Source organism: Luteibacter sp. 1214, assembly GCF_031455395.1.
GTDB classification, from domain to species: Bacteria; Pseudomonadota; Gammaproteobacteria; order Xanthomonadales; family Rhodanobacteraceae; genus Luteibacter; species Luteibacter mycovicinus.
Map to the genome: position 1 here is coordinate 840,812 of NZ_JAVDSQ010000001.1, position 11,575 is coordinate 852,386.

Consider the following 11,575-nt stretch of genomic DNA (forward strand, 5'->3'; position numbering starts at 1 on the left):
CCCGACGGTTAGTCGGCCTTGTTCATCTGCTCTTTGAGGAGAGCGCCGAGCTTGGTCGTACCACCGGCAGCCGAAGCGTAATCGGCCATGGCGTCAGCCACGTCCTCTTCGTCCTTCGCACGGATCGACAGCTGGAGCTGACGGCCCTTGCGATCCATACCGGTGAACTTCGCCTCGACGGCATCGCCGACCTTCAGGTGCGTCGTGGCATCTTCCACGCGCTCCTTGGCGATGTCGTTGGCACGGATGTAGCCTTCGACGCCTTCACCGAGGTCGATGACCGCACCCTTCGCGTCCACTTCCTTCACGGTGCCATTCAGAATGGTGCCGCGCGGATTCGTGGCCATGAACTGACCGAACGGATCCTGCTCCATCTGCTTGATGCCGAGGGAGATGCGCTCACGTTCCGGATCGACCGCCAGAACCACGGCTTCGACTTCGTCGCCCTTCTTGAAGTTGCGAACGAGGTCTTCACCCGAAGCCTGCCAGGAGATGTCGGACAGGTGGACGAGACCGTCGATGCCGCCTTCCAGACCGATGAAGATACCGAAATCGGTGATCGACTTGATCTGACCGGAAACCTTGTCGCCCTTCTTGTGCATGGCGGCGAAGGCTTCCCACGGGTTCGAGCGGGTCTGCTTGATACCGAGGGAGATACGACGACGCTCTTCATCCACGTCGAGGACCATGACTTCCGTCTCGTCACCGACCTGCACGACCTTGGCCGGGTTGACGTTCTTATTGGTCCAGTCCATTTCGGAGACGTGCACCAGGCCTTCGACGCCCGGCTCGATCTCGACGAAGCAGCCGTAATCGGTGACGTTGGAGACCTTGCCGAACAGACGGCTGCCGACCGGGTAACGGCGGGCGATGGCGACCCACGGATCGTCGCCGAGCTGCTTGAGGCCGAGCGAAACGCGGTTGCGCTCGCGGTCGTACTTGAGGACGCGGACGTCCAGCTCGTCGCCGACGTTGACCACTTCCGACGGGTGACGCACGCGCTTCCACGCCATATCGGTGATGTGGAGCAGGCCGTCGATGCCGCCGAGGTCGACGAATGCGCCGTAATCGGTGAGGTTCTTGACCACACCCTTGACGACGGCACCTTCGGTCAGGCGCTCGAGGAGCTTCTCGCGCTCTTCCGAGAACTCGGTCTCGACAACCGCGCGGCGGCTGACGACGACGTTGTTACGCTTGCGGTCGAGCTTGATGATCTTGAACTCGAGGTCCTTGCCCTCGAGGTAAACCGGGTCACGGACCGGACGCACATCGACCAGCGAGCCCGGCAGGAATGCGCGGACGTCCTTGATGTCGACCGTGAAGCCGCCCTTGACCTTGCCGGAGATCTTGCCGGTGATGGTCTCTTCCTTGTCGAACGCCTGCTCGAGGTCGTCCCACACCATCGAACGCTTGGCCTTCTCACGGGAGAGCTTGGTCTCGCCGAAGCCGTCCTCGAGCGCATCGAGCGCGACCTTGACTTCGTCGCCCACTTCCACTTCGAGCGCGCCGTTCTCGTCCTTGAACTGCTCAATGGGGACGATGCCTTCGCTCTTCAGGCCGGCGTTGATCACCACCACGTCGTTGCGGATTTCCACAACGATACCCGTGACGATGGAGCCGGGCTTCAGCTTCGAAATGGCCTGCTGGCTCTGTTCAAACAGTTCGGCAAAACTTTCAGTCATGTTGATTCCAGGGTTATGAAAGGTCGTACCCGGCGCCTGCGTAACATCAATGAACGCGTGCGGACAGGGGACCCACCGGTTGTGGGCGCAATAAGAGGGCTGTTATGGGGCCGCTCCGCGCCGTTGCCAATATCCCGCGCACACTGCGCGGGGGTCGTGCCGGATGCGCCCTTACGGACGCACCACGGCGAATACTCTTTCCACCACCACGTCGATCGGCATGCCGGTGGTATCGATCACCACGGCGCCCTCGGCGGGCTTCAACGGGGCCACGAGCCGCGACGCGTCACGCTCGTCGCGAGCCTCGATCTCTCGTTGAAGGACGGCAAGTGTAACGCTCAGCCCCTTATCCTTCAACTGCTTATAGCGCCTTTTCGCGCGCTCGGCGGCACTGGCCGTGAGGAAGAACTTATGCGCCGCATCCGGGAAAATCACCGTCCCCATATCCCGGCCGTCGGCGACCAGCCCCGGGGCCTTGCGGAAGCCGTGCTGCATGTCCACCAGGGCCTGGCGGACGCTGGGGATCACCGCGATGGCCGAGGCCGCGGCCCCGGCCGTCTCGGTCCGCAGCTCGTCCGTGGCGTTGTGGCCGTTGACCAGAATGTAGGTCTCATCGCCACTGGGACTGGGTTTGAAGCGGATCTTCACGGTCTGAGCGCAGCGGGTCACCGCGTCGACATCGGACAGATCGATGCCCTCCTCGCCCGCCGCGTAGCCCACCGCCCGGTAGAGGGCGCCGGAGTCCAGCAGGTGCCAGCCGAGTTTCTCCGCCACCAAGCGGCTGATGGTGCCCTTGCCCGAGCCCGAGGGCCCATCGATGGTCAGGACAGGGGCAGCAGCCGATGGGGCCATGGGGAAACCTCGTTCGCGAAACGAGCATGATATCGCGTCGACGCCCGGCAGTCGGCGCATGGACGCGACCGCCCTTGCGTGCTACAAGCGCCCGAACGATCGACCAGGCCGCCTTTCCATGTCCGACGACCTCCAGAGCCAGTTCGAGCAGGCTTACCTGGACATCACCCGTCTGGGGCGCCGACCGGACAATGACACGCTGCTGCGGATCTACGCCCTCTATAAACAGGGCTCCGAGGGCGACGCCGTCGGGCCGAAGCCGGGTTTCTTCGATTTTGTGGGCACAGCCAAGTACGAGGCATGGGTGAAGCTGACGGGGATGCCACAGGCGCAGGCGCAAGAGGAATACGTCGCACTGGTCAGGTCGTTAGGGGCCGAGGGGACGGGCTGATGGCGGTCTCAGGGGGCCCCGGGCCGCCCTGACGAGGGAAGTTCCCACCGAACCGGCGTTCACCGGATAGCGCGGTTCGGCGGGGCACGCCGGTGACTGCTATGAAGCGCGCTGCGCAAGCCACGCCGCAACCGGCAATTCGCCGAACAGACTGGCTACCTCGATCACCCCGCCGTCGACCCGCCCTTCTCCGAAAACACTCATCCAGCGCCCATCAGGAAGCGTCAGCGACGTCCCCTCCCAGTGATTGGCGCCGATCACTGGCGCGTCGCTGCCGGCAATCCACTCCGCCGTGTGCCGGGCGACGGCGATGAACAGCCGCTGCCCGCGATGCTCCCGGACGAACGCAAGGACATGCTCCGAGGCAGGGCCTTCCGCCGCCAGAGCGCGATAGCTGCCCCGGGCAAACAGCTCCGGGTGCTCGCGGCGCGTCGCCAGGAGGCGGGCGATCACCGCCTGCTTGATCGCGCCGTCGCGCCAGTGCGTCAACGCCTCGAAGGGAGTCTCCGCCAGTTCAAGGGATGAGGCGCGCGCGAGGAAATCGACCGGTCGCCGGTTGTCGGGATCGACCAGACTGAAGTCCCAGTAATCCGTACCCTGGTAAAGGTCGGGTACGCCGGGCGTCGTCAGTCGCAGGACGGTCTGGGCCAAACCATTCGCCGCGCCAGGCGTGGCGATGTAATTGGCGAAAGCCGCGAACTCCGCCGCGACATCGCTGGACAAGATCGCCCGCAGGAAGTCTTCGCAGGCATCTTCGTAAGGCTCGTTGGGCGACGTCCAGCGCGTCCAGCGCTTGGCCTCACGCAGTGCCTTGCGCTGCCAGGCGGCGATACGCGAGGCGAACCGTTCGACGCCGTCGGTATCGTCGGGCGACAGGTGCAGAGGCCAGGCGCCTACGAGCATCTGATACAGCATCAGCTCATCGCCCGCCGAAGGCGCCATGCGCCCATCCGCCCGTTGCCGGAAGTCCGCGTGGCGAACACGCCAGCGCTCCGCGGTGACGACCCAGCGTTCGCTTACTTCGGACAGTACCGCCAGCCGGGCGCGCAGGTCTTCGCCACGTTTGTGGTCGTGCGTCGCCGTCGCCAGCAAGTTGTGCGGCAAGGTATCGGCACGCATCGCACAGCGCGCATGGAAGTCTTCGATCGACATGGCCATGCGCCCGGCGTCGACACCCACCTCGTTACGCGAGAGCAGCCGACCGTAGCGGTAGCCGGCGGTGTCTTCGACGGCCTTGGCGGCCACCGGCGATGTCGCCTGCTGGAACACCGCGATGGCGCGCTCGCGTGCCCGGCGTACAGGGCCCGGTGGCAGCGATCGGGGCGCTACGCCGCCAAGCCACGACGACACCAGTTGCAGCAGGTCGCTGTCTTCGAGCCGCAGGGTCCGTGAAGCGCCTTCAACCGCTCGGGCGAAGAAGACCTCGTCGATGGCGTCCCGCCCCGCGCCACCCGCATACGTGCGGTAGACGGGGAAGTGCACCAGCAGCTCGACGATCACCCGGCGTACCGCGGCCAGCGACACGTCGCGCGTGGCGACGTTGGCGCGGGCGGCCGTGAACAGCGCTCGTGCGGTGCGATCGAGCTCGGATTCGAAGCTGTCGACCAGAATCTGCCGGCGTGCCCGCACCGCCTGTGTGCCGAAGTCCGCCGACTCACCGGTGAGCTTGCGCCACAGTTCGGTCAGTGGCGCTTCGCCGCGCTGGCAGTGCAGGACGGCCGAGACCTGGTCCATGAACTCGTAGCCCGTGGTGCCGTCGGTGCGCCAGTCCAGCCGGAGATCTTCGTCTTCGGCCAGGATCTTCTCGACGACGAGATAAGCGGCGTCATGCGGCGCGGAGGGCGGCCGTTGCGTACGCAGCGTTTCCAGCCGATGGCGCAACTGCCGGCAGTAGCGACGCGGATCGGCGAGGCCATCCACATGGTCGCAGCGCACGCCATCGATCAGCCCTTCGGCGTAAAGCCGGAAAATCGTTTTGTGCGTATCCTCGAACACCGCCGTTCGCTCGATGCGAAGACCCGCCAGTTCGTTGATGTCGAAGAAACGACGGTAGTTGACCATGTCGCTGGCCAGCTTCCAGAACGCAAGCCGGTAATGCTGCTTTTCGATCAGAGCATGCAGCTTCGCCCTGCCCGTCTCCGTCGATGGGTCGTGCTCGTCGACCGCGTCATCGCCCAGTCCGGCAACGGAGGCTGGCGACAGCGGAAGACGATCGTCGTAGATGCCCAACATCCAGGTATCGCCGCGACGGCGCAGGCGCAGATGCCCCGACTGCAAGGTTTCCTCGTAACCGGCACCGAGGATCGGCAAGAGCACGCGACCGCGAATCAGCGGATCCGGCGCGGTCCATTCGATATCGAAGTAACCCGCGTAACGGCTCTCACGCCCGTTCCGCAGCACGTCCATCCACCAGGCGTTCCCGGTGCCGACGCCCATGTGGTTCGGCACGATGTCGACCACGAGACCCATGCCGTGCTCGCGCAGAGCGACGACCAGGCGGCGCAACGCGTCCTCACCGCCGATCTCCGGGTTGACCTCGTGGCAGTCGACCACGTCGTAGCCATGCGTCGAACCCGCACGTGCCTTAAGGATCGGCGACGCGTAGAGGTGACTCGCACCCAGCCGGGCGTAATAGCCGACGACGCCGACCGCGTCGTCCAGAGTGAAGCCCGCATGGAACTGCAGGCGAGCCAGCGCGCGCGGCGGGCTCATGTCCGGTTCCGGGTTTTGTCGATCGCCGCGCACACCGCGTTGGCAATCGGCCCATCGAACAGGCGGGTGGACGAGTCGGGCATGCGCCGCCGCCAGTTCGGATGAATGGCATCGGTGGGGCCCGGAAGATTCGGCTGCTCATGCAGGCCGAGGATATCCTCCACGGGGAAGATCGCCAGCGGTGCGGGCGCCTGAGACACGTGGCGCGCCGCCGCGACCACGACAGGAGAAATATCGTCCGTCGCGGGTGGCGCGTCCTCGTTCCAGGCCGAGCCCGACGCGCACATCGCACGCCACAGCGCCCCGCGTTCCTTCTCACGCTGCGCCGCTTCGTCGACAGCGGGATCGTCCAGGCCGGTGCGCTTACGCCATTCGACATCGCGCCCGCTCCACCATCCCGCCACGGTCGAGACATCGTGGGTGCTCGTCGTCGCCATGGCATTGTCCGACCATTCGCGTGGCGACACGAAACCGCCGTCCGATGCACGCTCGAACCACAGCACGCGAATACCGAGCACGCCCTTATCGGCGATGGCATGGCGGAAGTCGGCGGGTACGGTGCCCAGATCCTCGCCGATGACGATGGCGCGGTGCAGATGCGACTCGAGTGCGATCAGCCGCAGCATGTCGGTGAGCGGATAGCGCAGATAGGCCCCCTCGGTGGCGCCGGCGCCGTGCGGGACCAGCCACAGGCGTTTCAGGCCGAGCACGTGATCGATGCGGACACCGCCCGAGTGCGCGAGCGCCGCACGCAACATGCCGATGAAGCCACGGAAACCGGTTTCGCGCAGGCCACGCGGGGAGAACGTCGTCAGACCCCAGTCCTGTCCCAGCCGGTTCAGCGCGTCCGGTGGTGCCCCCACCGACAGGCCGCGCAGCATCTCCGCCTGGTGCGCCCACGCATGGCTGCCACCCGAGTCCGCTCCCACGGCGAGGTCGGCGACGAGGCCGATCGCCATGCCCGCGTCACGCGCCGCTTTCTGCGCACCTTCGAGCCCTTGCGCGGCCAGCCACTGCAGCCAGGCGTGAAAGGCCACTTCGCGACCATGCTCGCGCACGAACGAAGCGACCTCGTTGCCGGCCGGGTCGTGGAATTCCGCGGGCCAGCCCTGCCAGCCACCGGGCCGGCCATGTGCGGTGAAATGCCCATGCAGCGCCTCGAAACGTGCGTGCCGCTCGAGCGGCTCGCCCTGCTCCCGCCTGAAAGCGCTGAAACGCTCCGAGTGGGCAAGATCCACCGACGCCCATTCGAACAACGACCGCAGAATGGTCATACGCGCACGGGCCGCGCGCGGCCAGTCGATCAGCTCGAGCCATTCGAGTTCGGCCAGTTCCTGACGCAGGTTGTGCGTGTCGATCACCGCGCGAACGGTCTGCTCACCACTGGTTTTCACCGGGTCGACATACAGACCGTTGAGAAACAGGCGGCTCGACGGCGCGTAGGGGCTGTAACGCTCGGGAGCGGCGGCGAACAATGCATGCAACGGGCTGATCGCGAGCGCATCCGCGCCTTTTTCCGCCGCGGCGCGCGCACAAAGCTCAAGCGCCGTGAAATCGCCGAAGCCGCCATCGCCGGGGCGACGGAGCGCGGACATCTGCACGGCCATGCCCCAGGGTCGGCGCGTACCGGCGACGTCGCCGACGCCAAAGGTTCGCGGCGGTGCGATCGCCAGCGTCACCTCGTCGTCGTCGAGCATCAACGTGTAATAGCCGGGTGTCGAGGGCGCCGCAATACCAGCCTCGCCCGACGGCAACGCGCCCTCGGCCACCTGGCCGCCTTCGCTGTCCAGCAGCTTCCACACGCGACCGCGCGGTACGGGCGGAATGGCTACCTGTGCGCCCGCATCGGCGGTAATCATGCGCGGCGGTCGTCGGCCGCTGCGCTCCTGCTCGAGCAGATGCAGGCTCGAGGAAACATCATCGGCGTTGTCCGCAGGCAGGCCGATCGCGCGGAGCACGGCACGAAGCGTGCTGGCCGGCGTGGTCTGCGGGCGGTCCAGCGCGTCGCGCCAGTCGACATCGATGCCAGCCTGTTCGGCAAGCAAAGCGAGACGATCGTCGAGGGGGGCGTTCACGGCTCAGGACTCCAGGCAGGCGACGGTACGGCGAGCGGGAAGCAGGCCGCGCGAAACGGAAGCGATATCCGCGGCATCGCCATGGAGCCATGCCGCGGACGCCGATGGTGGCCGCTGGATCGTGACGTCGGCGTCGCCGAGGTTGACGTACAAGGTAAGCGTCGCCGGTCCCAGTTTCCATGCGGCGGTAAAGGCGCGGTCGCCGACTGCCTCCGCTCCCGCCGCCCTGGCATCGCCTATGTGCGGAGCGACGTGCTTGTGCCGCTGGGCGATCAGTTCGCGAACCAGTTGCCGGCGCGCTTCACCCGCTCCTTCCTCACGGCTGGGAATGGACGCGGTGAACGTGTCGTAGTCGTTCGGATCGGGAATCTCCTCGCCGCCGAAGCTCGTGAATGCCTCGAACTCGCGACGCCGACCGTCGCGCACCGCCTTGCGAAGGTCCTCATCCTGGAAATCGGTGAAGAAGAGAAACGGCGTGCGGCTGGCCCACTCCTCTCCCATGAACAGCATAGGGACGAAAGGCGCAAGCAGCAGGAGGGCCAGCGCGGCCTCCATCGTCTCGGCGTCAATCAGCGTCGTCAGGCGGTCGCCGAACGCACGGTTGCCCACCTGGTCGTGATTCTGCAGGAAGTTGACGAAGCGCGACGGCGGCAGATGAGCGCTCGATTCGCCGCGACGCTTGCCGCCCATCGGCTCGCCCTGAAAAACGAACCCCTCCTGCAGGCTGCGCAGAAGCTTGGGCATCGGCGCTTCGTAGTGCGCGTAGTAACCCTCGGCCTCACCCGTCAGCAGCACGTGCAGGGCATTGTGAAAGTCGTCGTTCCATTGCGCATCGAAGCGTCCCCTGCCGAGCAGGCTGGCCTGGTTCGCCTCGTTCTCCAGAATCAGGTGCACATGACGGTCCGGCCCCACCGCGCCGTGCACGCGCGCCGCGAGCGAGCCCAGCCAGCCGGGGTTGCCGATCGCGTGCACCGCGTCGAAACGCAGGCCGTCGAAGCGGAATTCCTCCAGCCAGTAAAGCGCATTGTGCACGAAGAAGTCGCCGACCTGCGGCGTCGACACGCCGATCGCCGCACCCCACGGGGTATGCACGGAGCCATCGAAAAACGGTGATGCGTAGGCGCCCAGATAATTTCCGTCTGGACCGAAGTGGTTGTAGACGACATCGAGGAACACCATCAGGCCGAGGCCGTGCGCGGTGTCGATCAGCGACTTGAGGTCTTCGGGCGAGCCGAACGCGTCCGTCGGGGCATACGGGAGGACGCCGTCGTATCCCCAGTTCCGCTCACCGGGAAATTCGGCGATCGGCATGAGCTCCACGGCCGTGATGCCCAGCGAGGCGAGATGCGGCAGCACCATTTCCACACCGTGATAGCCGCCCAGCGCACCGACATGCAATTCGTAGATCACGGTGTCCTGCCAGGGACGCCCCTGCCAGGCGCCGTTCCGCCACTCGAAGGCCTGCGGATCGGTCACTACACTGAAGCCGTGCACATCGCCGCCTCGCTGCCGGCGCGACGCGGGGTCGGGTACCGCTGTGCCATCCGGCAGACGAAAGCGATAGCCCGATCCAATCTCCGCGGGGCAGATACATTCGAACCAGCCATCGTCCAGCGCACGCATCGTCGACGTGTGCCCGGTATCGCACTCGATCGACACGCTGTCGACATCGGGTGCCCACAGACGGAAGCGCGCCTTGCCCTCGCCCAACGGCTTCACGCCATAAGGCATGGCATGTACGTAACGCGCGCTCACGCGGGTTCGGTCCGCACTGTCGCTGCCAGCAACAGGACGCTCCGTCCCTCCACTTCGATCGTCGGCTCGGTCCACGGTAGCTCCGGCGCCAGGGGCGCGGCAGTGTTGCAACGCAGGCGCCAGTTGGCGGCGGGCTGCGGAAGGTGGAAGACATGCGTCTCAGGCGTGGCATTGACCAGAATCAGCGTCACGTCGGCTCGTTTCTCTCCGTACGCCTGGGCGCGCCGCAGGGCCAGCAGGCGCCCTTCGGTATAACCCCAGGTCTCCAGTGTCATTTCGGCACCGCTCTCGTCGAACCACACCACCTCGCGCATGCCGGGCGCGACCTCCTTGTCGCCCCGCAGGAAGTGCGCGGCCCGCAAGGTGGGATGTTGTTCGCGCAGGCGTATCAGGCGGGAAACGAATTCGGACAACTCGCGACCCGGATCCGAGCTGGCCAGCTTCCAGTCGTACCAGGACAACTCGTTGTCCTGGCAATAGGCATTGTTGTTGCCGCTCTGCGTGCGACCGAACTCGTCGCCACCGAGCAGCATCGGCGTGCCGTGCGAGAAGAACATCGTCGCCAGCATCGCGCGCTTTTGCCGGTCGCGCTGGGCGCGGATGGCGGCATCGTCGCTCGGCCCTTCGACACCGTGGTTGTAGCTTTCGTTGTCGTTGCCACCGTCACGGTTTTCTTCGCCGTTGGCATCGTTGTGCTTGTCGTTGTAACTGACCAGGTCTTCCAGCGTGAAACCATCGTGCGCCGTGATGAAATTGACCGATGCCCACGGCTTGCGCTTCTGGTGGTCGAAGAGCTCGCCGGACGCCTGAAGCCGACCCGCAAGCGCACCGCGCATGTTCGAGTCGCCTTTCCAGAACTTCCGGATATCGTCACGGAACTTGCCGTTCCACTCGGCAAAGCCCGGCGGATGATTGCCCAGTTGGTAACCGCCTGGACCGATGTCCCACGGCTCTGAAATAAGTTTGACGTTGGCCAGCACCGGATCCTGCCGCATGGCATCGAACAGGCCGCAACAGGGGTCGAACCCATGCTCTTCGCGTCCCAGACTGACGCCGAGATCGAAGCGGAAGCCGTCCACATGAAAGGTCTGGACCCAGTAGCGCAGTGAATCCATCACCATCTGCAGCACGCGCGGGTGTGCCGTATTGACCGTATTGCCGGTACCGGTGTCGTTGATGCAGTAACGCGGGTTGTCCGCCATCAGCCGGTAGTAGCTCTTGTTGTCCAGGCCCCGGAAGGACATGGTGGTGCCCAGTTCGCTGCCCTCGCAGGTGTGGTTGTAGACCACATCCAGGATCACTTCGATGCCCGCCGCATGCAACGCCTGCACCGCGGCACGGATCTCGTTGAGCGCACCTTCGGCAAGATACGCCGGTTCCGGAGCGAAGAACGACAGCGTGTTGTAGCCCCAGTAATTGCGCAGTTTCATCTCGGCGAGGCGCCGGTCCTGGAGAAACGCATGCACGGGCAGCAGTTCGACGGCCGTGATCCCCAGCTTGACCAGATAGTCGATAACGTAAGGATCGGCCAGCGCGATGAAGGTGCCGCGCTCGTGCGGCCGGATACGCTTGAGCGTTCGCGTTATCCCCTTGAGATGGGTCTCGTAAATGACCGTCTCATTCCAGGGGGTATGCGGACGGTTGTTCTGCGTCCAGTGCATCGGTTCGTCGACCACGACCGCCTTGGGCATCGCCGCGGCGCTGTCGCGACGATCGAACGAAAGGTCCGCACGTGGCGAGGACACACGGTAGCCGTGAAGCGCATCGGACCAGCGAACCTGTCCGTGGAGCAGACGGGCGTAAGGATCCAGCAATAGCTTGTTCGGATTGAACCGGTGTCCCTCTTCCGGCTCGTACGGCCCATAAGCCCGGAAACCGTAAAGCGTCCCGCCACGTACACGTGGCAGGTAGCCGTGAAACACCTCATCGGTACATTCGGGGAGGTCGTATCGCGCGATCTCGCGCTTACCGGATGGATCGAACAGACACAGTTCGATGCGCTCCGCGTGGGCGGAGAACACCGCGAAATTCGTTCCCATGCCGTCGCAGGTGGCGCCAAGGGGATGCGGCGTACCGGACTGCATGCGCTCGGGAAGTGCGGGCATCGG

Annotated in this window: 7 protein-coding genes; 1 reads left to right on the forward strand and 6 read right to left on the reverse strand. The window is 65.4% G+C overall.

From position 1 onward, the window contains the following. Positions 1-8: 8 nt before the first annotated feature. The gene (rpsA, locus tag J2X57_RS03500) at positions 9-1,682 is read right to left on the reverse strand and encodes a 30S ribosomal protein S1 (RefSeq protein WP_036113984.1); all 1,674 of its coding nucleotides are present in this window, start codon (positions 1,680-1,682) and stop codon (positions 9-11) included. Between the two features lie 171 nt (positions 1,683-1,853). After that, complete coding sequence (gene cmk / locus J2X57_RS03505; RefSeq protein ID WP_079521488.1) at positions 1,854-2,534, reverse strand: (d)CMP kinase; 681 nt, start codon at positions 2,532-2,534, stop codon at positions 1,854-1,856. Between the two features lie 118 nt (positions 2,535-2,652). Here cmk and J2X57_RS03510 point away from each other — a divergent pair, with 118 nt between their 5' ends. Beyond that, complete coding sequence (locus J2X57_RS03510) at positions 2,653-2,925, forward strand: acyl-CoA-binding protein (RefSeq protein WP_036117804.1); 273 nt, start codon at positions 2,653-2,655, stop codon at positions 2,923-2,925. A 99-nt stretch (positions 2,926-3,024) separates the two neighbouring features. On the opposite strand, the gene treY is transcribed toward J2X57_RS03510, so the two are convergent. Genes treY through glgX form a run of 4 tightly spaced genes read right to left on the reverse strand, consistent with a single transcriptional unit; the run spans position 3,025 to position 11,572 of the window. Further along, positions 3,025-5,637 (reverse strand): malto-oligosyltrehalose synthase, encoded by a 2,613-nt coding sequence (gene treY, locus J2X57_RS03515; protein WP_309863820.1) that lies wholly within the window; start codon positions 5,635-5,637, stop codon positions 3,025-3,027. Further along, a complete protein-coding gene (malQ, locus tag J2X57_RS03520) occupies positions 5,634-7,712 on the reverse strand; it encodes a 4-alpha-glucanotransferase (RefSeq protein WP_309863824.1) in 2,079 nt (692 codons plus the stop codon). The genes treY and malQ overlap by 4 nt, the downstream gene beginning before the upstream one ends. 3 nt (positions 7,713-7,715) lie before the next feature. Further along, entirely contained in the window at positions 7,716-9,467 is a 1,752-nt protein-coding gene (treZ, locus tag J2X57_RS03525) for a malto-oligosyltrehalose trehalohydrolase (RefSeq protein WP_309863826.1), read from the reverse strand. After that, positions 9,464-11,572, reverse strand: coding sequence for a glycogen debranching protein GlgX (glgX, locus tag J2X57_RS03530; protein WP_309863829.1), 2,109 nt, complete (start codon positions 11,570-11,572; stop codon positions 9,464-9,466). The genes treZ and glgX overlap by 4 nt, the downstream gene beginning before the upstream one ends. Between the last annotated feature and the right edge of the window lie 3 nt (positions 11,573-11,575).

Bases quoted from the DNA above. Each gene is read 5' to 3' on its own strand.
- rpsA (WP_036113984.1), bottom strand. From the start codon at position 1,682: ATGACTGAAAGTTTTGCCGAACTGTTTGAACAGAGCCAGCAGGCCATT.
- cmk (WP_079521488.1), bottom strand. From the start codon at position 2,534: ATGGCCCCATCGGCTGCTGCCCCTGTCCTGACCATCGATGGGCCCTCG.
- J2X57_RS03510 (WP_036117804.1), top strand. From the start codon at position 2,653: ATGTCCGACGACCTCCAGAGCCAGTTCGAGCAGGCTTACCTGGACATC.
- treY (WP_309863820.1), bottom strand. From the start codon at position 5,637: ATGAGCCCGCCGCGCGCGCTGGCTCGCCTGCAGTTCCATGCGGGCTTC.
- glgX (WP_309863829.1), bottom strand. From the start codon at position 11,572: ATGCCCGCACTTCCCGAGCGCATGCAGTCCGGTACGCCGCATCCCCTT.